Here is a 23453-nt window from a genome sequence, read left to right as displayed (position 1 = left end):
ATTAATCTTTACAGTCCAGGCTTTCAATCGCTACGCCTACTAGGTTCTGTACGAAAACCTTTGAAACCCCGCAAAGCCTCTGGAGGCCCGATTTCCGTAGAGTTCTCGCCTTTTAGGCGAAGGATTCTGCTATGCCCAAGCGATACGAACTTTCTGACGAACACTGGCCGTAGTCGCTGAGCTTTTACTAAACATCAACGTACAGGGCGCCCAAGAGCTGACGATCGTTTGATGCTCAATGGCGTGTTATGGGTACTTTGCTCCGGCACAACCTGGCGGGACAAGCCGAGACCTCAATTGCCACGTCTGCTCGACAAGCCGAAGTACAAAGAGCGAAACATCATCGGGCGGCTAAATTGGCTGGCTGAAAGAGCACCGTCGCTTGGGGACCCGTTACTGCAAGCTCGCGCAAAGCTACGCTGCGATAGTCACCTTGGCAGCCATGCTGATCGGCATACGAGCGGTTCGCGGTGATGTCAGCCATCGTGCAGCAACTTTCCACCAACGCTTCATCATTAGCTTCGATATCTCGTATCTTTCTATCCGCCTCGCGTGGCTGTTGACGTGCCACTATTTCAGCCAATGCTTGCCTGGCAACCGTCTACCGGCCAGGGCTGTACATCAATCATCCCGATCGGCTGCAGCGCAACGAGGGGGCACCCCCCATTGCTATTACTTCACAGCTGTTTGTGGGGGGGAATCCATGGAGATGAGCAGTTGTGATGGGCAAGCAAACTCTGATATTGAGGCGGATGGCTCGTTGGGGCTATCGTGACCAGAGGATAGGGAGAGTAGGTATGGGCGAATCGGACATTTCGCAAACGGCGCGCATCCATGGGTTTAACCCAAGCATGATGTTCGCTAAGGGATTTTCTCTTGGGACCATTGATCTGGTCCAGGGCGGGGCGTTCGCAGAGATCGTAGGGCGTACGGTGATAGCACTGCTACTGCATGTGAGAGATCACGAAGGTAAATCACCGTTCGATGGAGTCCTCGTCGTATTACCGCCGACCTCAGTGAGTTCTTTGACGGCCGACTGCGTCCACGAAGCACTGCGATCAGGATTTACGGATCTGACTGGCGCAGGGCCTAATGACAGGCAATTGGCATTCCTGAAACGCGTCACGCGTGTGGTAACCAGTCCGACCCTTGAGGTTGCCGATATTCAGTCAGTCATCGCTGCGCAAGGCCAGCGCAGAATTGTGGCGATTGCCGAGGCGAGCCTGTATCGAGATGACAGCGTGGAAGTGCCAGCAGCATTCGGTGTATCGGCGGTCCGCACATCCGAAGACCTGTGGGTCCCGCATTTGGTCGGTCTCTGCAACCTTATAGTTTCTGCGGTACAAGCGAGCCAGGGCTATGCGGTCGTTCATGTCGAGGAAACGCCGGCGAAGCAAGAGCGCAACATAGACCTGCTGACCGGCGTGGACGGCTGTTACGTGGTTGAGCTGGTTGGTGAGCCAGATGCAAAGGACCAGATTGAGCAGAGTGCGCAGCGCTGGGTATCGCTTGTTCTACGTGGGGAAATGGCCATGGTTGCGGGAGAGATTGAGGCTATGCAACTGCCCGATCTCAACCGACTGCATCTTTTCGCCCAGCTATTTTTCCGGGCAGGTAGGACCGATGAAGCGCTTGATGCGCTGGCGCAACTTACTTCACACCTCGATTCGATGGACCCTACGAATCTGGTTCAGGTTTCCTGGCTGGCTCACAAGGCGGGCAACAACTCATTGGCGCTCCTGTTCCTTCCGCAGGATGCAGCCAATTTGAACGGTGTGATGTGGCTCGAACAAGGACTGGAACTGGCAACCATCCTTGAGCAGAACGCGCTAATCGAACGCTACGATCACCGTCTGGGGCAGCTTTGTCCGACATCCTCAACCCTAAGGGAGAACCGTGACCGCAGGCTGTTGATGAATTGCCGAGATGCGACACTCGACGCGGACAGCGGCTTCACTACGGAGGGGTTCACTGAAAATCATTTGGCCATTCTGGACGGAGTGCTGGCGCCCCGGCAGGATTACATCCGTGTCATCGAAACTGCGCAGGGTTGGGGCAGAGACTGGTTTGAGCTGGCTGTGATTTGTTGCGCCATGCATGCGTGGCATCTCGGGTTGTGCCGGGATGCCGCTGATGCCGCAAGCCAAATCACAATGTCCGAACTCTATGGCAGGCAGGCGACGCAGCTCACGCTGTACTCAGTGCGAGCGATGATGCTCAAGGAGGACATTCGACGAGATGAGCGCGATTACTATCGAGGATGTCTGCAGTCGGTGTTTCGTTATCTAGCCAAGCATCCTGAAGATAGCTCAATCCGTTCGGGGGTATCGCGACTGCTATCCGTTGAGTCGTGCGGTGATATTGGCGTACCGATTGCTGCTCTCATCATGCTTGATCTGGCTGGCGCGGGCATACGTCTAGCCACTTGCAACGTAGAGCCGGAGGTTCGCAACGAGGAATACCTATCTGACGAAGAACCTGATGAAGATACCCTTAAGGCTGTGATGGAGCAGGGGCTGAAATGGTTTAGCGAGCAAGGTGCAGGCGAGCATGGGGTGACTGTACTGCCAAAAGAGCTGGCGACTTATCCCGATCATGTAATTCGCCTCGTTACGCGCTTGATTTTAATGAGCGCCCCGAAAGGTGAAGATCTCGACTTAGACTTTCTTGAGCACCTTGTGCTGTTGGTTTGCGCCATGGCGCCACATTCGATCAAAGAGCGCGATGCAGACCTCCGTGTGCTTCGTCTTTTTGCTGGACAGTGCGCCACAGTGGGGCAGTATCAGCGGGCTCGAAACTTGGCCGAGCAGGCGCTACTAATTGGCCAGGGCGACATTCGACGTACACGGCTGGCTTGGCAAGCCTTTGCCGACATCTACCAGCGTTGCCGCAACTTGACAGAAGCTTTGGTTGGATTGGTGTGCGCGATGGCGTCTGACGCACCAGTGGAAGAATCTGACCTCTGGAATGAGGTGCATACCGCAATTCGCATTCTGCGAGACTTGGGACTCTTCGATTTGGCAAACGAATTCATGGCTAGCCTGAAAGCGTTGACTGCGGATTTGGGGCATGATGCCGACCATGATGCCCGCATCGTCGCCCTGGAAATGAGTCTACGACTGTTAACGGCCAAGAACGATGCAGCGGAAATCGGAGGGATTGTTGAGGTATTGAATCGCAGTTGTGAAGGTGCTTTGGATGATCGCAGCTTGCTCTTTCCTCTCGTGGTTTTACTCGGCCAGTCCATCCAGAGAGCAGATAATTTATCGGTGCCGGTCAGCGAACAAGCACGTGATCAACTCAAGGTAGGGCTTGAGTTGATGGGGGCTGAAGCCTCTCAATTGGTGCAAACGGTTTCGACTGTTACACCGTTGGCCGCTGACATTGCTGACATGTTCAATAGGGTGCAGAGAGGACTCTATGCGAGCGATGCCCCTGGTGATTTCGCGTTTGTAGGTGTAGCTGCACGGCGACTTCTGGACCCTTCGGCTGGAACATCGGTAACTGGCGAAGATAAGGCATTTGGGGTCGAGTTGCTGGCCGATCACGCGGTGACTCTACCAGCAGTACCTCCTGCTCTAGAAAGTGGCTGGCCGGCTGGCTTTGCGCGCTCCCTCAACGAGGTTGGCCTGGATGTAGCATTCCTTGGTGTGGACAATTTCGGAGAGCTGAATGTGACCTACGTGTCACAGGGAAAAGTACAGTGTATCGAACAGCCCAGCCATCCGCGCTCCTTTAAGCTCCGATTGCTTGCGTGGCTTCGGGACTATCCGCGGAACTACGGCTACGTCGACCTTGCTGATGGCAACAACGACTTTTACAGCACGATGGAGGCGCTGGATGTGCAATTCCCTCGTTCAACCGATCTGATGGTGGTTGCCGAGCCACTTTTGCAACAGATGACCTTCAATCTCTGCATCTCCCAACCGGACGACGCTGGCGGTTTTAGCCAGTTTCACGGCACCTCTTCGGCCATCGGTATGGTGCCGTCGCTTACTTGGTTCTTGCTTGTCCGAAACCAAGCCCGCAGCGGTAAAACCGCTTATAGGGCTTGGATTTCGGCGCAGGACGGCCCTGAGGTGGAGGGCCCATTAGACCTGGCACTTGATCGACTCAGGGGCACCTTTGATGAGTTCGGCTTTGTAGTGGATACAAGTCGCAAGCTGCCAGAGGGGATATCGGACGCTGGGCTGGCTGTGGTGACAGCTCATGGCGGGTTGACAGCTGATGGGCGCTATATCCACAGCATTCGTGACGAAGATAGTCTGTTCGAAGCTCCAGCCGCATTGGCCTCCACGCTTGCGGGGGTCGAAGTTGTGATTTTATTTGTCTGCAGCGGGGGACGAATCGACAAGCACCCTTTGGACAATACCTCGGTTGGGCTTCCGAAGTTGCTTCTGAACAGGGGGTGCCGAGCGGTTATCGCCTCACCATGGCCGCTGGATGTGAAGGTGACCTACCGCTGGCTGGAACCATTCCTTCGGGCATGGGAGGCGGGTGCGACGGTCCTCAAAGCCACGAAGATGGCCAACGAGGCAGTGGGTCGAGCGCTGGGTGATGCCCCGCAGTACGCACTCGCTATGACGGTCTTCGGTGACCTCCTTCTGACCAAGGGGGAGGGTGATCATTGAACGGCGAAGGGGGCTGGTGATTGATCGGCGGTTGCTGGGCAGCCTGGTTTTTGAAGGTGGTGAGCTTGAGCGGCGGTCTTACTTTTGGGAGCGCTCTGGAAAGCGAAAAATCACTGCGAAGTCAGTCTTTGGTACCCGAGAGGAACAGCGTGGTCAGCAGATTACCGAAAGCGCTGAGCATCGGCGTTTTTCAAGGTAGTTGTCGCGCCAACCATCCAAAGCATGCCCTCAAATATGCCCAAAATGTAGCAATTAACTGGAAGTAAATGGCTATTCGAGGCTAGAAAAGGGCAGAAATGATCAGCTAACCAAGCATGCGCGAAGCCCCTAAAGACTGTCAGGGTCGCCAAAGAACATCTGTATCCGCGACCTCAACCAGCGTTCCGCCGGATCATTGTCCTGTGCCCCACGCCACGCCATGTGCAATTCGAACGTACGTACCTGCAGCGGCAGGTCCTCGGCGCGCAAGCCACCCGCGGCGGTTAGCGCATCGGCGGTGTAGTCCGGCACCGTGGCGACGATATCGGTCCCCGCCAGCAAGCTCCCCAGCCCGTTGAACTGCGGCACCGCCAGCACCACATGGCGCTTGCGGCCGATTTCGTCGAGGGCCTCGTCGATGAACCCGGACAGATCGCCAGCGAACGACACCAGCGCATGCGGCCGGGCGCAGAAATCGTCCAGGCTGATGCTGCCCGGCATGCTGTCGGCGCGCAGCAGCTTGGGCTTGCTGCGCCGCAATACCTTGCGCTTGGCGTTGGCCGGCAGTTCGCTGGTATAGCTCACGCCCACCGAGATCTCGCCCGAGGCGAGCAGGGTTGGCATCAACAGGTAGTTGACTCGGCGCACCACCAGGACAATACCAGGGGCCTCGGCGCGCACGCGCTTGAGCAACTGCGGCAACAGGGCGAACTCGGCGTCATCGGACAGGCCGATGCGGAACACCGCGTTGCTGGTGGCCGGGTCGAATTCGGCGGCGCGGCTGACCGCCGTGGAGATCGAGTCCAGCGCCGGCGACAGCAGGGCGAAGATCTCGTGGGCCCGGGCCGAGGGCTCCATGCTGCGGCCGGTGCGCACGAACAGCGGGTCGTCGAACAGGTTGCGCAGGCGCGACAGCGCCGCGCTGATCGCCGGCTGGCCGAGAAACAGTTTCTCGGCGGCGCGGGTCACGCTGCGTTCGTGCATCAGCGTCTCGAACACGATGAGCAGGTTGAGGTCTACGCGACGCAAGTCGTTACGATTCATTCGATGCGGCTCGCCAGAAGTGGGGCAGGGGTGAATCTTAAGGCCAAAGGCTGTTACCCTGCACCGATTTCCGGGGGCCAATGCACATAAATGTCAGGGGCCCAATCAATGACAGGCATGTCGACTATTAACAGCCACTGATGGTCGATCCGCCAAAGCCCGGATAAAGTCCGTGGTAATACCAGATTCACACAGGCGAGGTATGCGATGTCCCGCATGATCCGTTTCCACAAGTTCGGCCAGGCCGATGTGCTCCGTTGCGAGGAGCAGGCCGCGCCGTCCCCGGCGACCGGCGAGGTGCAGGTGCGCGTCGAGGCGATCGGCGTCAGTTGGTATGACGTGCTCTGGCGGCAGAACCTGGCCCCTTCCCAGGCGCGCCTGCCGGCGGGCATCGGCCATGAGATGGCCGGCGTGGTCACGGCGGTCGGCGACGGCGTGGACGACATCGCCCTGGGCGACCGGGTCGCCAGCTTCCCGGCCACCAGCCCCAACGATCACCCGGTGTATGGCGATGTTATCGTCCTGCCGCGCAGCGCCATCACCCGTTACCCCGACGTGTTGACCCCGATCGAGGCCAGCGTGCATTACACGCCGCTGCTGATCGCCTATTTCGCCTATGTCGACCTGGCCCGGGCCAAGGCCGGGCAGACCGCGCTGATCACCGACGCCAGCCATTGCGCCGGGCCGGCCTTCGTGCAACTGGGCAAGGCCCTGGGGCTCAAGGTGTTCGCCGTTACCAAGGAGCCGGAGCAACGCGAGTACCTGCTGGGCCTGGGCGCCGACAAGGTAATCGTCAGCGAGGAGCAGGACCTGCTGATGCAGGTGGGCAAGTACACCGATGGCCGTGGCGTGGACATGGTGCTCGACGGCATGGGCGGGCCGCAGATGTCGCTGCTCGGCGATGCCCTGGCGCCCCGTGGCAGCCTGGTGCTGTACGGGCTGCAGGGCGGCAACCAGACACCGTTCCCGGCCTGCGCGGCGTTTCAGAAGAACATTCAGTTCCACGTGCACTGCATCGGCAACTTCACCGGCAAGCCGGAACTGGGCATCGCCCAGGACCAGGTGGCGTTGCAACGAGCGTTGCGCGATATCAACCAGTTCACCGCCGATCAGCTGCTGACGCCGCAGATCATTAAGGTCTACCCATTCGACCAGGTGGTCGAGGCGCATCGCTACATGGATGAGTGCCCCTGTGGCGGGCGCGTGGTGCTGGACATGGGCGTGCAGTGACGCCTTTGCTGGACTGATAGCGAAGCCCGGGCATTGCCCCGGGCTTTTTCATTGGCGCAGGCCTTGAGTGAGCGATGTGCGTCTGCGTGACTCGCCAAGGGCGCAACACCGATGCCTGCAAGCCCTGATGCTGCGTTCCAATAATTGTCCTACAGGGTTATGGGAAGCGTCCTTCAACTGTGGTGCTGTATTCACTGCCAGAATCCAGGCTTCACCTAGAAGCCGTCAGGAAGATGGAGCGAACGCATGAGCACAACCCACGATCAAGCCATGCACTATATCTACCAGCAGGTGCTGCAACGCCTGCTCGATCACATGAACCAGGCGCAGCGCGCGTCGGTGCAACTGCTGGTGCAGAGGATGTTGGTGATGGGTGGTGGCGCGGACAACATCGGTGCTTTTCGGGTACTGGTGCTGCAGGGGCTGGACTCGCGCAGCACGCACCTGCTGGCCTGCCTGCGGGCCGCCCAGTTGATCATTGCCCTGCGCCATGCCAGTACCTTTCGCCTCCAGGTACTGGTGGCCAGGCTGCCCGGCCTTGACTGCGAAGCCTTGGCCCTTCACGAGCGCTGCTTCAGTGCCCTGTTCCTCCAGGATGACCCTCGGGTCGAGCTGCTGCGCGCCGACGGGGGACAACTAGGTCCATTCGGCGCCCGGTCGGCTTGCTCACCCAGTCAGACAAGTGAAGCGGGCAAGGCCTGGCTGCTGTTCGGCCACCTCACCGGTGCTCAGCCCGATGTCCTGCTCGGCGCCAGGGGCTACGTGGAACTGGCGGCCAGCCTGGCACAGGCGCTTGGCGACGAAGATGGCGCCAACCTGCTGGTCAGCGCCATCGCGCCGACCCGCCTGCATCACTTGATGGCGTGGGGGCGGCGCTGCCTGCGCCATACCGAGCACTTGACGCAAAGCGCGGGCACCGACAGTGTCGTCAGTTGGGCCGCGGGCATGAGGCAACTGGGCGATGCTTTGTCCGACCCGCTGCGATCCCCTTCAACTCAACCCCCTGCAGAGGGGGGGCGGGTGGTGCGGGTGGTTTCGGTCGAGGCGCTATTGCCGCACCCGGAGCAAGCTGGTCCGCTTGAACGCATGCTTGGCCGTAAATTGACCGACACCTGCCAGCCCCAGGGGCCGGCGGGCCTGTTCGATCCGCTACCGTTGGCGCACCTGCATGGCCTGAGGGCGCAGGCTGTCGAACAAAACAGCTATCGCGAGGGTGCCCAGGCGTACTTCGCTGGCCTGGGTGATCACGCCATGCCCTGGCCGCAGGGGACGGTGTTGCGCAACGAGGCCCAGGAGCGCCTGGGTGACGCCTATGGGGTTGCCGCGAAACAGCTGCAGTGCTTGTTGTTCAAACCCTTCGACGCCCATGGGCGTAATCTTGAGTCCTTCGTGTCGAGCAGCCATCCCACTATGCGGGTCGCCTTGCCCTATCTGCACAGCGCGCTACAGGGCAGACCATGCCCTGGCCCGGTCAGCCAGTGGCTGACCGAGACCAGCGGGTTGACGCTTGCGCAACTGAGGGCGGTTTATGCAGGTACCGTGCGGCCTGAGGTCCGGCGTTTGTACCGGTTGTTGGCGCAACGCGACCTGTGGTTGCGGCGGGTACCTGAATTGGCCGGCTGCCAGGGGCGGGGGCAACGGTCTGCGGTATAAACACCCGCGGGATCACTGTCATTCAGGATTCTGCGCCTTGCAGTGCGCAGAATGCTGCATCAATGGCCATACCGGTAACTTGCGATCTGAGGCGCCAGGGAGCGCTTGGGCTGGATGGGCCTCTACTCTTTTTGGAGTCGTGATTTGGTTCGCCCGAGAAAAGTAGACATGGTTTCCATTTTTCCTGATGAGCAGAGAATCCCCTTATGGGCAAGATCGTTCTTTACGAAAAGGTGCGTCTCGGCATCGCATTTATCCGGGTAATGTGCCGACTCGTAGACGATTTGCTGTTTACCATCCGATCGAACGTACATCGATATGCAACCCTTTCCTTTTCGACGCACAGAGACAGTTCGGTCGATTCCCCCCAGCGAGCACGTATAGAAAGGACGCGCTTTGGCGAACGTGGTATTTGGTTCGGCCGCCCACGTGGGCACGGAGTCGGCGCCGCCATAGTCAACGATGGAATTGAAGGACGGCTTAGGTCCCATGTAGGTTAGAACCACGGTGGGCTGCCCATGTGCGATGGTTGTTTCTTTCCCTGCGGTATAGGTCAATACCCACATGTTGTTGAGAGCCGGAAGCGCATCGGTCTTGGGAAGCTTTGAGATTCGAGTGATGAACTCGTTCTTCTTCCATTCAGGTGAATTGGGATCGAGACCACTCCACGTCCCGACGTACTGCTTGGGATCGAAAGCCGTCGGATTAACGCGCGGCTTCCCATTTTCGTCGTAGAGGATCTTGCCTTTCGCGTCCTTGGCCCACGTTGTGTTTGAGACGCAATCGACATCCCGGGCAGAGATGCATTGGACAGTGTCCCAGGCATCCTTCGCCTTGGGCGAGTAAGCCTTCGCTTGGTCGTTCCCGTATTGGACAAGTACAGCGCCTCCAGACTTAAGGAAACCCTCCTGGATTGCTTTCTCGTCGCCACCAGCGGCGGCGACCGCAATTCCGCCTGCGGCGGCGGAAACGGCAGCTTTCTTAAGGGCCTCTCCTGCAGTTCCAGCAGGCATTTGAGAAGTATATGAACCAGCTTGAGCCGTTGCGGCAGCGATCAGTCCCGTGCGGATCGCCATGTCGATGTCCCCCGTGGCCTTATAGGTTGACCACGAGGCGTAAGCGGCAGCACCAGCAGGGCCGCCATACACCGATGCGGTAGACGCGGCAGCAGCGTTGATGATCTCGCTCTGCTGAGTTGCGATGAAGAAGTTCTTTTCTGAGGTCTGCATCGGTTCGATTCCCGCGTGCCAAATCGCGTCGATGACTTTTCCTTCGCGAACGCGCTTTTCTGCGTTCTTAAGCGTCGACTCATAGGACTTCGCCTGATTCGCGGTGTAGTTGGCGACTGCCTCGCCGGCATCGACCACGTCTTCGAAGGACTTCTTCGCCTGCTCGAGCGTATCGCCCCAACCCTTGATATAGGTAGCAGTGGCGTCTTCACCTGCTTTTACAAACGTCTTGACTGTGTCAGTACTGGCCTTTTCGACCGTCCGTACTGTGTCCCCCGTCGCCTTCTGAAGTGTTTTAACTGTGTCACCTGCGAGATTATCAACTGTCTTCAGTGTGTCATTTCCTAGTTTCTCGATACTCTCGCCAGGCTTCTCAAGTACCTTGCCCGGGGTAGGGATGTCCGGTGCCACGGGAATGATGCACCCGAGCTTTGCAAAGCAGGCACATCCGAGAAGGGGGGCGCATTGTTCGTATTCACAATCGGAACAGGCGGCCACCTCATTCGCAGACAAGGTAAGCAGTAGCGATGCGGCCAGAACGGAAATTCGCATTTTAAATTCCCCTGAGCTGCAGATATTTCGGTGCGCGCCCTATACAGGTGAGGGCTGATATCAAATCTTTAGCCTTAGTTGGCCCTCTCTAGACGCTGCACATACGATCGCGGAAATCGCCGGTTTTGCGTTCAGGTACGCACATAGCCTTTATCGGATTTCGTCACGAGAGAAGCTAAGGCACCTCCTAGACTGCTCGGCTGCAAGCCGGCAGCGCGAAGTGTTCTTGTGCTGTTGGGCCCTGCCGCACTGAATGCTAGGCTTTGTACGAAAAGTGCCGTGACGATCATGCTGCGTTAAAAACAGGCTCGTCTGATCGCCGCTCGGCGACTTTTCGTACATACCCTACGAATGCGAGGAAAAAGTGCAATATGGCTTATGGCCATTTCTCGGAGTCTAGCAGCGAATCCATGGTCTGCAATTCGCCGTGACTGCCATTTATGGCCGGCAGAAAACGGTCAAAGGTGGCCAGTCCTCAATGCCCGCAATCGACCCTGAGCGATCTGTTCGGGGGCTGATAATGGCGAACGAAAGCCAGGATAGCTTAAACACTGCCTTCACGTTCGATGACCAGAATCCGGGCTTCTCCGCGAGGATGTGCAACATGTTCACATCCAACCCCCGCGAAAAACACGTCTCCAACTACCAATGTTACGACGCGCTCAGCGCCGGACTCGCGATAATGCATATCTACCGTCCCATCGAGGACTGCGAATACCTCCTCACCATCATTGACATGCCACTTGTACGGCTGGTCGGTCCAGTGGAGTCGGACGGTAGTGCCATCCATGTTAGCTATGTCCTCGGCACCCCAAGCGCGGGCAGCTGTAAAATTTTTGCTACGAAAAACTTTCATTGATTGAGACTCTCAAAAAGGTGGTGAACTTGCACCCATTTTTCAGCGCTGTTGACTGCCCACTCTTAACTGAAAAGCAGGAATAGCCTGAACGCCTGCTATTTGCAGTTGGCTACCCTCTGCCAAGAACAGCCACTCGAGTGAACATATCACTTATCTGTCAGAATGCTGGACGCCTAAAGGTCAGCGAACTCAACGGCGTTACTTTCCTGGGCCAGGATATGCACCCCGAAGCTTTTGATATTGGGTAAAGTAGCATTATGGTGAGCGATAATATGCGCCGCCTCGGCATGAGTTTTGTCGTGAGTAGTGTGAGCATCACTCACAATGGTCACGTCATACCCCAGTGAAGCTGCACGGCGGACCGTGGTGTCGATGCAGAATTCCGTAGCATAACCACATATAACAAGATGAGAAATGCCGCTTTCTGATAGTATGGCTTCGAGATTCGTTCTCAAAAATGAATCAGGGGTGCTCTTGCGAACAAAACGGTCAGTGCTGCATGTAATTAGGCTGGCATCCAGGGCCCATGCTTCGCTGCCATGCCTGAAATAGTCGCCGCTGATGGCTTCGTGCTGAACAAAGATAACGGGCGCGTTATCCAATCTAGCGCGCCGTGCCAATTCGTTAATCCGGCTCATGACCTCTAATGATAAGTAGGGTCTGGGCAATGGCGTAAATAGCCCGTGCTGCACATCGATTACGATCAATGCTTTCATTGATATCTGCTTCCTTACAAAATGAACCGGCGATGGGGATTGTCGCTGTTCCCAATTAGTGATTGCAATGGGGCGGATTCCGCCGTTCGTGAGGGGCTGCTTCGGGTCGGAACGCGCCGTTCACGAGTGACCGCTATCGATCCATAGCGGACATTCGGGGCATAGCCTCAGATCGAGCGTTGCTTCACACGGGCAGAGAGTTGCTCGGACATGTTTGCTCCTGCTCAAAGCTTACCGATGCGATCGAGCTCATGCTTGAGCTGCTCGCGGTCGAGGTGATCGAAAGGCAGTGCGAAGAAGGCCTGGCAGCGAGCCTTGATGCGAGCCAGCGTGGCGCGGAACGCAGCGTCGACCGAGGCCTCGCCAGCCACGACATCCGACGGATCCTCCAGCCCCCAGTGCGACTGCAGCGCAGGGCCGAAATACACCGGGCACGCTTCGCTGGCAGCCTTGTCGCAAACGGTGATGACGATGTCAGGAGGGGCGCCCTCGAACGCGCCATTGCCCTTGCTGCTCAGCCCTTCAGTAGAGATGCCGGCTTGTTGCAAAGTGCTCAAGCTGCGAGGCAACACTTGGCCTTTGGGCAAACTGCCGGAACTGACGGCTTCAAAACCGTGATGCGCCAGGTGATTGAACATGGCCTCGGAAAGGATACTGCGGCAGCTGTTGGCCGTGCACATGAACAGGACTCGCATGGGGCCCCCCCGCTTCGTGGCGGATGTCAGAGGCTCAGGCGCAATGCCAGCGCCGAAAGGGTGATCAACAGAACCGGCAGCGTCAGCAGGATGCCGACCTTGAAGTAGTAACCCCAGGTGATGCGCGTGCCTTTGCGCTCCAGCACATGCAGCCAAAGCAGCGTGGCGAGGCTGCCGATGGGGGTGATTTTCGGGCCAAGGTCGCAGCCGATAACGTTGGCGTAGATCATTGCCTCGCGCACCAGCCCTTGCGCCTCGCTGGCCTGGATCGACAAGGCGCCGACCAGCACGCTGGGCATGTTGTTCATCACCGAGGACAGTACTGCTGCGATCAACCCGGTGCCGATGGTTGCACTCCATAGCCCTTGCTGCGCAAGGCGGTTGAGCAGGTGTGTGAGCATGTCAGTAAGGCCGGCGTTCTTCAGTCCGTAGACCACCAGGTACATGCCGAGAGAGAAGATCACCACCTGCCAGGGCGCTTCGCGCAGTACCCGCTGGGTCGAGATGCGGTGGCCGCGGGCGGCGACGGCAAACAGGACCGCCGCGCAGGCCGCGGCTACCGCGCTGATCGGGATACCCAGTGGTTCCAGGGCGAACAGGCCGATCAGCAACATCAGCAGCACCCAGCCACCAACCTTGAAGGTGGCGCGGTCATGAATCGCCGCGCTTGGCATCTTCAGGGCCGCGACCGCGTAGTGTCTTGGGATATCACGGCGAAAGAACAAGAACAGCACCAGCAGGGTTGCCGACACGCTGGCGAAATTCACGGGCATCATCACCGACGCGTATTCGCTGAAACCCAGCCTGAAGTAGTCGGCCGAGACGATGTTCACCAGGTTGGAGACTACCAGCGGCAGGCTCGCCGTGTCGGCGATGAAACCGGCGGCCATGACGAAGGCCAGCGTTGCGGCAGAAGAAAAACGCAGCGCGAGCAGCATCGACATGACGATAGGCGTGAGGATCAATGCCGCACCGTCATTGGCGAACAGCGCCGACACCGCAGCACCGAGCAGCACGCAGAAGGCAAACAGGCGGTAGCCGCTACCGTTTGCCCAGCGCGCCACATGCAACGCGGCCCACTCGAAGAAACCGGCCTCATCCAGCAGCAGGCTAATGATGATGACGGCGATGAAAGTGGCGGTGGCGTTCCAGACGATGGCCCACACGGTCGGTATGTCGTGCAGCGAAACGGCACCCGCCGCCAGGGCGATGAGGGCACCGAGCGCGGCACTCCAGCCAACCCCAAGCCCCTTCGGTTGCCAGATGACCAATATGAGGGTGAAAACAAAGACGGCAATTGCGACCAGCATGAGGATCTCGCTCGGTGATAATCAGCAGCAGGCAGCATCACGAACGGGGCGGCCGTCCATGTTCTTCAGCCGAAGAGCGTTGTCTGCCAGCCATTGTGAGTTGGCCTGCAAGGTCACCTGCAGCATTTCATGCACCCAGGCGGGCAGCTGTGGATTAAGGCGGTAATACACCCATTGACCCTGTCGGCGATCCAACAACATGCCACTGCTGCGCAACTGCGCGAGGTGGCGGCTTATCTTGGGTTGACTGTCATTCAGCGCGCACATCAGTTCGCACACGCAAAGCTCGCCGAGGCTTGCGATCAGCAAGGTGGCACGAGCACGGGTCTCGTCGGAGAGGCTTTTGAACACATCAGGTGGGTTGATCATGGCTGTGTTTGTATATTCGGAAATTCGAATATACGAATTTTCATATGTGTTGGGCAAGTGCGTCGTGCGACACGCCCCTGGGTCGAAAGCAGCTGGTGAAATGCAGAGCGGTCAACGGCGAGTCGACCGATTCAGTCGGTGCCGGTACGCTGGCGATCTTCACCTGTACGGACGCGCCGATGACAGAGGCATACCAAGGAAGCTGCTTATGCGCAGCAGTCAGTTTCGAGCTACTCACCCGGCCAATGGCAGTGACTCATTGCCATTGCAGCCAGTGCCGCAAAGGCCACGGAGCTGCATTTGCTTCGTATGGCAGCGTTCCACGCAGCAAGCTGCGATTACTGCGCGGCGCCCATAGTATCAAGACCTATGCCTCTTCACCGAAGGTGGCGCGCGAGTTCTGCGTGGAGTGCGGCTCGAACTTGTTCTGGTCAAGCTCCCAAGGCGAGTTTGCCGATTGGGTTTCGATAGCGCTGGGCACGCTGGATACCCCCCTCCTGGCAAACAAACAGAGTCATCTTCACCTCGAATCGGCAGCGTCTTGGTACACGCCATCGAGCGGCGAGTCGGTGAAGGTGAAAAAGCCGTAGGAGCAAGCCCATGGCTTTCCCACCAACCGCGCCGTCAGCGTGAGCGTTGTTTGCAGGCCCTGCGCAAACGCCGCCAGCCCAGCACTACGCCACTGACGGCTAGCAGCAGCCCACCGCTACTGAAGGCGATGATCAATCCTTCCCGTAACTGCGGTCGCGCCAGCAGCGGTTGCCAGTCCCAGCTGTGCAGCAGATTGAACAACCAGCGCCCGGTGCGTTGCGCCCGGTCGTGGCTGGCCACCAGCATGCCACTGGCCGGGTCCAGGTAGGCCCAGGTGCCAGCCGGGTCGGCGAAGCGCAACCGTAGCACAGGCAGTGGCCGGGCCTGGGAGCCATACATGCTCTGCGGGTCGCGGGCGAAATAGTGGAAGTCGTAGGCGCTCTGCCAGTCGTCGCGCAGCGCAATGCCTGGGGCCATGGCCTGCGCGGCCGCCAACAGGCGCTGCCGGGTGAAGCCACGGGCCGGGGCCGCGCCGTCCTCGACCAGGCGGCTGTCGCCGTTGGCGCTGCGGGCCAGCAGATAGGTGGTATCGGCCAGCCGTTGCCACTGCAACTCGACGGCGTCGAAGCCCACCTCTTGGTGCAACCGCGCCAGCGCGGTGCCGATCCCAAGCTTGAGATCAGCGGCGCGCAGCGGAGCGGGTTGCAGGGGGAGCTGCGCGCGGCTGTCGGTCAGGCCCCAGGGGCGCATCGACATCAAGCCGCTGAATACCCACAGCACCAGCACTGCGCCGAACAACAGCCCGACCAGGTGGTGCCAACGCAGCCAGCCGCCCGGGTAGGGGCTGCACGAGCCGCCGCGATAGCGCCTGCGCAAGCGCAGGCGCAGGATGCCCACCGCCATGCCGAGGATCGCCATCAGCGTGCCGAGCACGGACAAGCCGATCACCAGCGTGCGCCAGCCGTTGTCGAAGCCGAACCCGCCACGCAAGGGATAGAGCCAGTGCAGCCAGGCCCCGACCCAGTTCCAGGCACGCTCCTGGGCGGTGGCATCGCGCACCACTTCACCGCTGCGCCCGGACAGGTACAGCCAGGTACCGGCGGCATCGTCCACCCGCACCCGGTGCAAGGGCCGGTCGCCGTCCAAGGCTCGGGAGTGAGTCCACATGTCCTCGTCCACCGTGCCCTGGTAAGCCAGTGCCGCGTCACCGGCGTACTGCCGGGCATTGGCCAGGGCCCAGGCGGCGTCCGCATGCACCAGGGGTTCACCGCTGGCGGCATCGAGGGTGACGCGGCGACCGTCGGCCAGCTCCAGCAGGTAATGCGCGCGTCCGCCCAGGCTGGTCAGGCGCAACGCCTTCAATGGCTGTTGCGCCCACTGCGCTGGCAATTCGGCGCAGCACCCCGCCGGCAATGCCGGCAGGTGGGCCAGGCGCTCGGCCTGGGTCAGCTTGGGATAGCCGACATACAGCATGACCACCCCAGAGACGAACCACAGCACCATGAACAGGCAGGCGACGATGCCCAGCCAGCGGTGCCACAGGTACAGCTGGCGCTTGAGGCCCATCAGTAGCGCCACTGCACAGCGACTTCCAGGCTGCGCGGCTCACCCAGGTAGTACTGGGTGTTGGTCTGGTGGATGAAGCGGGCGTAGACCTCGTCGGTGAGGTTGCGCAGTCGGGCGCTGAGCTGCACGTGTTGGTCCAGGTCGTGGGTCATCGACAGCCCGTAGACGGTATACGACGGCACCCAGGCGGTGTTGGCGGTGTTGGCGTACACCGATGACACATAGCGGGCGTCGGCGCCGACCTGCCAGCCCGGCGCCAGGTCGTAGGTCAGCCACAGGTTGGCGACGCGGTCGGGGATGTTCACCGGATTCTTGCCCTTGCGCGAGTACACAACGCCGCCGATGCTTTCGTTGAACTCGTCGTACTCAGCGTTGACCCAACTGAAGTTGCCCGCTGCCAGCAGCTTGGGGGTGACCTTGAACGAGGCCGCCAGCTCGATGCCTGTGGAAGTCTGCTGGCCCGCCTGTTCGGTGGTGTTAGGCACCGTCGAGGAGGGCACCGAGATGTTCTTGCGCACGATGCGATAGGCTGCCGCCGTAGCCGAGCCGCGCCCGTCGAGGAAGTCGAACTTGCTGCCCACTTCCACCTGGCGCCCGCTGCTCAGGTCGAAGTCGCCGACCTGGCTGAGCGAGGCGCCGGTGAGCGCGCCGCCTGGTGGCTCGGCCGAGGTGCTGTACTGGGTGTACAGGCTGACGTTGGATGTCAGGTCGTAGACCAGGCCCAGGCGGCCGGTGAAGGCATCCCAGCGCCGGTCCAACTTGGCCCGGGTCACGTGGTCGACCACGTCGAAGTCGATATGGTCGTAGCGCAGCGCGGTGATCAACGACAGCTGGTCGGTCAGACGAGTGCGGTTCTCGACGAAGCCTGCAGTGGTGTCGGTGGTGGTACTGCGGCCTTTGGCGCGCGGCGCGCCCATGCCGGGGATGTCGAGGAAGTGGCCGGGCTGGAAGGCGTTTGGGTCGATGCTGTCGAAGGCACCTTTGGACAGTGGGTAGGTGGTCTGCTGGTTGCGGCTGTAGTCCACGCCGAACGCCCAGTCGCTGGCCAGGCCGAACAGCTGGCCCTGGTGGGTCAGTTCGAGGCGATTGCCGTTGACCTGCTGGTCGTGGCGCTGGCGGTAGCCGCCGGAGCGGGCGATGTTGGTGTTGCCGGCGTTGTAGCGGTACACCTCGAGGTTGCGGTAATCACGCTGGCCATTGTAGTGGTAGAAGGTGTTGCGCAGCTGGTTGCTGTCGTCGATGCGATAGTCGGTGATCGAGCGCAGCCAGCGGGTGCGCTGCTCGTAACGGCCGTCCTCGACGTTGTAGTTGTCGAAGCGATTGTGCTTGTCGATGTGCAGGGTACCGACCGCCGGCTGCAGCACCGGCGCGCCCCAGTAGGGGCTGTCTTCCTGCTCTTCGAGGTACTCGATGGCCAAGGTGTGCGAAAGCTGATCGTTGATGTCGCTGAGCAGCGAGAAGGCCAGGTTGCCGGCCCCGTTCTCCTGGCGGTCGATGTATCCGTTGGTGCTGGTGCGGCTGTAGTCGAGCCGCGCGTAGTGGCGCGGCCCGTCGCCGCTGTTGAGCGCCTTGTTGAAGCCGACCGAGGTTTCCATCGTGTCGTAGCGACCATAGCTGAGGCGACCTTCGAAGCTGTCCTCGTCGCGGTTGGCCAGCTTGGTGATCACGTTCAGGCTGCCGCCGACCGCGCCGCTACCGTTGAGGAACGACGAAGGTCCGCCGAGCAACTCGACGCGGTCGTAGATCCATGCACCGACCGGGCGCCCGGCGGCGCCGGACTGCAGGTTGATGCCGTTGAACAGCTGGCTGACCTGAGCACCGTTGAAGCCGCGGTATGCCACATAGCCGCCCCAGCCGGGTGGCGCCGAGGCATTGACCCCGGGCAGGGCGTTGGCGGCGTCCTGGAAGTTGCGCGCGCCGATGCGCGCCATGGTCTTGCGGTCGGCGACGCTGACCGAGGCGGGGTTCTCGCGGGCGCTAAGGTTCAGCCGCGAGCCGCTTTCGATGGTCCGGTCGAGGTCCAGGCGGGTAGCCTCCTGGTTCTCGTCGGCGGAGGCGGTGACGTTGCTGGCGGGCAGGGTCAAGGTGTCGTTTTGCGCCCAGGCGCAGGTTGCGCTGCCAACGAGCAGCGCCAAAGTGGTCATGCGGAACATGCAAGGCTTCCTGGCTGAAATCGATGAGCGCACGCCCGCTGCCGATCAGGCAGCACGAGGGCGTGGCGATGTCAGAACGCTAGAAGCGAAGCGGGGGAGGCGCGGGGATTGACCAGTGGCCAGCGCTGCTTGGGCAGGCGTGGCGCGGGTTGTCTGGGTAAGGGCTGGCGCGACTCGAGGCTGAGCAAGGCCAGCAGGCCGAAGAACACGGCCAGCAGCGTGGCGTTGAACAGGCTGGCGATCACGCAGTCACCGCTGGCGGGCAGCACCGGGTCGCTGAGGTCCTGGTCGCCTTTGAACACGCCGCTGCTGTCGGCCGCGCACCAGGCGGCGTCATCCAGCCCGGCAAGGCGCAAGCCGGCCATCTGGCCATGGCCCATGGCGCACAGCAACGAGCCGAACAGGATGCTGAAATACAGCACCCAGGCGACTTGCGAGCGTGTGTGGCGGGCCAGTGTCATGGGTAAGGCTCGGGCAGTGGTCAGGCGAACTTGAGGGCGGAGTTTACAGGTTTTGCCATGCCTGAAAAGCGCATTTGCGAGGTAATGGCAATTCGTATGAGTGTCTTTAGCAGGGGGAGGGATGCTTCGGCAGGAGGACGCGCCTGGTGGTTATGGCGAGGGCCAGATCCAGCGCTGCCAGGATTTCGATGGACACCCGCTGGGCCGCTGGGCTAATAGAACGATGAATACCGCCCATCGGACCGAGGGCCCGGCGACACTTGTCTCTCTGTGCGACTGTATGTATAACCAGCATTCATTCCCAGCCCCGCTTCCTACCCCGTGATCGCCCATCCCGTCGACGACCCCCTGTACTACCTGTACAACTTCCGCCAGGTGCTGAGCTGGGTCGAGCAGCGCTACGCCGACCTGCTGAACCACGACGAGCTCGCCTTCATCCAGGCTTTCGCTGGCTTGCCGACCGCGGCCCAGGCTCTGCTGGTGCGCATGGTCATGCGCAAGGGCCAGTGGTTTCGCAGCGACAAGCTCGATTACAGCGAAATCGGCGATACCCAGGCCGCGCTGGCGCCCTTGCTGGCGTTGGGCTGGGTCGAGGCCGACGGGCCCATGACGCTAGAGCAGTTGTGGCCGCTGCTGCGCAAGGACGAGTTGGCCCTGTGCTTTGCCGGGCTGTTGGCGCGGCCACGGGCGGGCAAGGCCGAGCTGCTGGCGCAGTTGCAAGCGCTGGAACTGCCCGCCAGGCCCCTGGCCGAATGGTACCCAGGCTTCGCGCCAGACCTGCTGCATTGGCTCCTGCAACCCCTGTGCGACCGTATGCGCCTGCTGTTCTTCGGCAACCTCTACCAGGACTGGTCGGACTTCGTGCTCACCGACCTGGGCGTATTTCGTTACGAGCAGGTGCTGTTCAGCGACGATTCCCGGGCCCTGCGCCAGCGCGCGGAGGTCGACCTGGCCATGGCCTTGCACCAATGCGCCGAACAGCTGCAGCAGGGCGCGGCGCCGGCCGAGGTGCTGGCGGCGTTGCCCGGGTTCGACAGTGGCAACCCTTGGCTGGCCCGGCGCCGGGCGCGCCTGTTGTTCAGCCTCGGCCAGCAATGCGAGCGCCTGGGCGATTGGGACCTGGCCCTGCAGGTATACGCCGATTGTGCCCACCCTGAGGCGCGCATCCGCCAAGTGCGGGTGTACGAGCGCAGCGAGCAGTGGCCACAAGCCCACGCGTTGGCCACGCGCATGGCTTCGGCACCGGTCAATGCCCTGGAGCAACAGGCCTTGGCGCGCCTGCTGCCGCGCCTGCGGCGCAAGCTGGGCGGGCCGCCACAGCCGCGCCAGCGCCAGGCCGCGGTCGCGTTGATCGAACTGGTGTTGCCGGCGGAACTTGCCGAACTGGGCGTGGAGGAGGCCGTGCGGGTGCACCTGCAACAGGCCGGCGCAGTCGCCCACTATGTCGAGAACACCCTGTTCAACAGCTTGTTCGGCCTGCTGTGCTGGGAGGCGATCTTCGCCCCGCTGCCGGGGGCGTTTTTCCACCCCTTCCAGGCCGGCCCGCAGGACCTGCATGACGCCGACTTCCAGCAGCGTCGGGCGGCCCTGTTCGAGCGCTGCCTGGGCCGCCTGGACGATGGCAGCTACCGCGCGGCCATTCGTGACTGCTACGCGGCCAAGCAGGGCCTGCAATCGCCGTTCGTGTTCTGGCAGATGCTCGATGAGGCATTGCTCGAGCAGGCCCTGGCCCATGTACCGGCGGCGCACCTGAAGGCCTGCTTCGAGCGCCTGTTGCAGGATATCCGCGCCAACCGCGCCGGCATGCCTGACCTGATCCAGTTCTGGCCGCACGAGGGGCGATACCGCATGGTCGAGGTCAAGGGCCCGGGGGACCGCCTGCAGGACAACCAGCTGCGCTGGCTCCAGTTCTGCCATGAACACGGCCTGCCGGTTGCCGTGTGCCATGTCCGCTGGGCGCCGCCGGCATGAGCTATGCAGTTGCCGTGCGGGCCCTGTGCGAGTTCAGCGCCAAGGTTGGCGACCTGGACTTGCGGTTCACCCCGTCGCCCACCGCCGAGGAAGGCATGGCCGGTCATCGCCGGGTGGTGGCCCGGCGCGGCGCCGGGTATCAAGCCGAGGTGACGCTCGAGGGCGAGTACCAGGGCCTGCGCGTGCGTGGTCGAGCCGATGGCTATGACCCCGCGCGCAACCGCCTGGAGGAGATAAAGACCCACCGTGGCGACCTGGCTCGCCAGCCGGACAATCATCGCCAGTTGCACTGGGCCCAGGCCAAGGTCTACGGCTGGCTGCTGTGCCAGGCGCGGCAACTGACGGCCATCGAGGTGGCACTGGTGTACCTGGATGTGGACAGCGACGGCCAGACGATTATCAGCGCACGCCATGACGCTGATGAGCTGCGGCAGTTCTTCGAAGCCCAGTGCCAGCGTTTTCTGGCCTGGGCGCACGCGCAAGCACGGCGCCTGGCCGAGCGCGATCAGGGGCTGCAGGCGCTGACATTTCCCTACCCTGAGTTTCGCCAGGGCCAACGACAGTTGGCCGAGACGCTGTACAAGGCCGTGAGCACCGGCCGCTGCTTGATGGTCCAGGCCAGTACCGGCATCGGCAAGACCCTCGGCACGTTGTTCCCGCTGCTCAAGGCGCTGGTACCGCAGCAGTTGGACAAGCTGTACTTCCTGACCGCCAAGACGCCCGGCCGCGCCCTGGCGCTGGATGCCCTGCGGCAAATCACCCAGGCCTGCGCGCAACCGGCCTTGCGCAGCCTTGAACTGATCGCCCGCGACAAGGCCTGTGAATTCCCGGACAAGGCCTGCCATGGCGAGTCCTGCCCCTTGGCGCGGGGTTTCTACGACCGCCTGCCGGCCGCCCGCGAGGCGGCGGCGCAGGTGCCGTTGCTCGACCGTGCGACGCTGCGCGAAGTGGCTCTGGCGCACCAGGTCTGCCCCTATTACCTGAGCCAGGAGATGGCACGCTGGGTCGACCTGTTGGTGGCCGACTACAACTACTACTTCGACGCCCACGCCTTGTTGTTCGGCCTGGCCCAAGCCAACCAGTGGCGCACCGCGGTGCTGGTGGACGAAGCGCACAACCTGGTGGAGCGCGGTCGGCAGATGTACAGCGCCAGCCTTGACCAGGGCCGCTTGCTGGCCCTGCGTCAAAACAAGCCTGCCGGGTTGGGCGGCGCCCTTGACCGCCTGAATCGGCAATGGAACGCGTTGTACAAGGCGCAGGTGGCGCCGTACCAGGCTGCCGAGCAATTGCCCGAAGCCTTCCTGGGGGCGTTGCAACAGTGCATCGGGCTGATCCAGAAACGCCTGAACCAGGCCCCGAACGAAGTCGAGCCTGCAGTACTGGAGTTCTTCTACCAGGCGTTGCAGTTCAGCCGGGTCGCTGAACTGTTCGACTCACACTTCCTGTTCGACATCACCCTGCGTAGCGGGCCGCGCGGCCGGCGCCTGGCCACGCTGTGCCTGCGCAACGTGGTGCCGGCGCGGCTGCTGGGGCCGCGGATGGGCGCGGCGCGCAGCGTCACCTTGTTCTCTGCCACCCTCAATCCGCAGCACTATTACCGCGACCTGCTGGGCATGCCGGCCGACACGGCCTGGCTGGAAGTCGCCGCGCCGTTTCGCGGCGAGCAACTGGAGGTGCGCATCGTCAGCGAGGTGTCGACCCGATACCAGCAACGCCAGGCCTCGCTGGCGCCGATCGTCGAGTTGATCGCGGCCCAGTACAGCCGCCAGCCGGGCAACTACCTGGCGTTCTTCAGCAGCTTCGAGTACCTGGAACAGGTGGCCGGGTTGCTGGCCGCGACGCACCCCGGCATCCCCTTGTGGCGCCAGGCACCGGGCATGGACGAAGGCAGTCGCGAGGCGTTTCTGGCGCGTTTCGTCGAGGACGGGCAGGGTGTGGGTTTCGCCGTGCTCGGCGGTGCCTTCGGCGAAGGCGTGGACCTGCCGGGCACGCGGCTGATTGGCGCCTTCGTCGCCACGTTGGGGCTGCCCCAGGTCAACCCGGTCAATGAGCAGTTCAAGCAGCGCCTGGGCCGACAGTTCGGTGCCGGCTTCGACTACGCCTACCTGTACCCCGGGGTGCGCAAGGTGATCCAGGCCGCGGGTCGGGTCATCCGGGGCGATCAGGATCGCGGGGTGTTGCTGCTGATCGACGAGCGCTTCGTCGAGCCGCGGGTGCGGCAGATGTTCCCCAGTTGGTGGCACTGCGCCTGAACATGCCCATCGCCTGGCGCTGAAACTCCCAGT

General features: G+C 61.4%; 16 protein-coding genes and 1 pseudogene. 7 read left to right on the top strand and 10 right to left on the bottom strand.

From position 1 onward, the window contains the following. Window positions 1-282: 282 nt before the first annotated feature. Together ACODS5_RS04780 and ACODS5_RS04775 are read left to right on the top strand one after the other, a co-directional pair. Window positions 283-448: pseudogene (locus ACODS5_RS04780) on the top strand (IS5/IS1182 family transposase); the annotation flags it as partial. Window positions 449-797: 349 nt separating this feature from the next. Further along, a complete protein-coding gene (locus ACODS5_RS04775) occupies window positions 798-4631 on the top strand; it encodes a CHAT domain-containing protein (protein ID WP_489108082.1) in 3834 nt (1277 codons plus the stop codon). A 327-nt stretch (window positions 4632-4958) separates the two neighbouring features. Here ACODS5_RS04775 and ACODS5_RS04770 read toward each other — a convergent pair whose 3' ends face one another. Beyond that, entirely contained in the window at window positions 4959-5873 is a 915-nt protein-coding gene (locus ACODS5_RS04770) for a LysR family transcriptional regulator (protein ID WP_489108081.1), read from the bottom strand. Window positions 5874-6080: 207 nt separating this feature from the next. Between ACODS5_RS04770 and ACODS5_RS04765 the strand changes: the two genes are divergently transcribed. Together ACODS5_RS04765 and ACODS5_RS04760 are read left to right on the top strand one after the other, a co-directional pair. Further along, window positions 6081-7103, top strand: a complete 1023-nt coding sequence (locus tag ACODS5_RS04765; protein ID WP_134689656.1) for a zinc-dependent alcohol dehydrogenase family protein — start codon at window positions 6081-6083, stop codon at window positions 7101-7103. Between the two features lie 246 nt (window positions 7104-7349). Beyond that, window positions 7350-8756, top strand: a complete 1407-nt coding sequence (locus ACODS5_RS04760; protein ID WP_489108080.1) for a hypothetical protein — start codon at window positions 7350-7352, stop codon at window positions 8754-8756. A 122-nt stretch (window positions 8757-8878) separates the two neighbouring features. On the opposite strand, the gene ACODS5_RS04755 is transcribed toward ACODS5_RS04760, so the two are convergent. From ACODS5_RS04755 to ACODS5_RS04730, 6 genes are all read right to left on the bottom strand, one after another. Continuing rightward, entirely contained in the window at window positions 8879-10537 is a 1659-nt protein-coding gene (locus ACODS5_RS04755; protein WP_489108079.1) for a hypothetical protein, read from the bottom strand. Between the two features lie 544 nt (window positions 10538-11081). Next, entirely contained in the window at window positions 11082-11393 is a 312-nt protein-coding gene (locus ACODS5_RS04750) for a cupin domain-containing protein (RefSeq protein WP_489108078.1), read from the bottom strand. A 176-nt stretch (window positions 11394-11569) separates the two neighbouring features. Then, window positions 11570-12112 (bottom strand): cysteine hydrolase family protein, encoded by a 543-nt coding sequence (locus ACODS5_RS04745; RefSeq protein WP_489108077.1) that lies wholly within the window; start codon window positions 12110-12112, stop codon window positions 11570-11572. A 224-nt stretch (window positions 12113-12336) separates the two neighbouring features. Further along, window positions 12337-12807, bottom strand: coding sequence for an arsenate reductase ArsC (locus ACODS5_RS04740; protein ID WP_489108076.1), 471 nt, complete (start codon window positions 12805-12807; stop codon window positions 12337-12339). 26 nt (window positions 12808-12833) lie between these two features. Further along, window positions 12834-14117 carry an arsenic transporter gene (locus ACODS5_RS04735; RefSeq protein WP_489108075.1) on the bottom strand — a complete coding sequence of 428 codons (1284 nt, stop codon included), beginning with the start codon at window positions 14115-14117 and terminating at the stop codon, window positions 12834-12836. Window positions 14118-14138: 21 nt separating this feature from the next. Then, window positions 14139-14486: a metalloregulator ArsR/SmtB family transcription factor gene (locus ACODS5_RS04730; protein ID WP_134689652.1), complete on the bottom strand. Its 348-nt coding sequence runs from the start codon at window positions 14484-14486 to the stop codon at window positions 14139-14141. A 179-nt stretch (window positions 14487-14665) separates the two neighbouring features. On the opposite strand from ACODS5_RS04730, the gene ACODS5_RS04725 reads away from it, so the two are divergent. After that, window positions 14666-15076, top strand: coding sequence for a GFA family protein (locus tag ACODS5_RS04725; RefSeq protein WP_489108152.1), 411 nt, complete (start codon window positions 14666-14668; stop codon window positions 15074-15076). A gap of 34 nt (window positions 15077-15110) precedes the next feature. Here the strand turns inward: ACODS5_RS04725 and ACODS5_RS04720 are convergent, their stop codons facing one another. From ACODS5_RS04720 to ACODS5_RS04710, 3 genes are all read right to left on the bottom strand, one after another. Further along, window positions 15111-16583 carry a PepSY domain-containing protein gene (locus ACODS5_RS04720; RefSeq protein WP_489108074.1) on the bottom strand — a complete coding sequence of 491 codons (1473 nt, stop codon included), beginning with the start codon at window positions 16581-16583 and terminating at the stop codon, window positions 15111-15113. Beyond that, entirely contained in the window at window positions 16583-18736 is a 2154-nt protein-coding gene (locus ACODS5_RS04715) for a TonB-dependent receptor (protein WP_489108073.1), read from the bottom strand. The genes ACODS5_RS04720 and ACODS5_RS04715 overlap by 1 nt, the downstream gene beginning before the upstream one ends. 71 nt (window positions 18737-18807) lie before the next feature. Continuing rightward, entirely contained in the window at window positions 18808-19197 is a 390-nt protein-coding gene (locus ACODS5_RS04710) for a DUF2946 family protein (protein ID WP_134689649.1), read from the bottom strand. Between the two features lie 321 nt (window positions 19198-19518). Here ACODS5_RS04710 and ACODS5_RS04705 point away from each other — a divergent pair, with 321 nt between their 5' ends. After that, window positions 19519-21168, top strand: a complete 1650-nt coding sequence (locus ACODS5_RS04705; RefSeq protein ID WP_489108072.1) for a VRR-NUC domain-containing protein — start codon at window positions 19519-19521, stop codon at window positions 21166-21168. After that, window positions 21165-23420 carry an ATP-dependent DNA helicase gene (locus ACODS5_RS04700; protein WP_489108071.1) on the top strand — a complete coding sequence of 752 codons (2256 nt, stop codon included), beginning with the start codon at window positions 21165-21167 and terminating at the stop codon, window positions 23418-23420. The genes ACODS5_RS04705 and ACODS5_RS04700 overlap by 4 nt, the downstream gene beginning before the upstream one ends. Window positions 23421-23453 lie beyond the last annotated feature (33 nt).

This window comes from Pseudomonas sp. FG47 (assembly GCF_057809115.1).
Note: the sequence above shows the minus strand (reverse complement) of the source record. Positions and strands in the feature narration are given on the sequence as shown.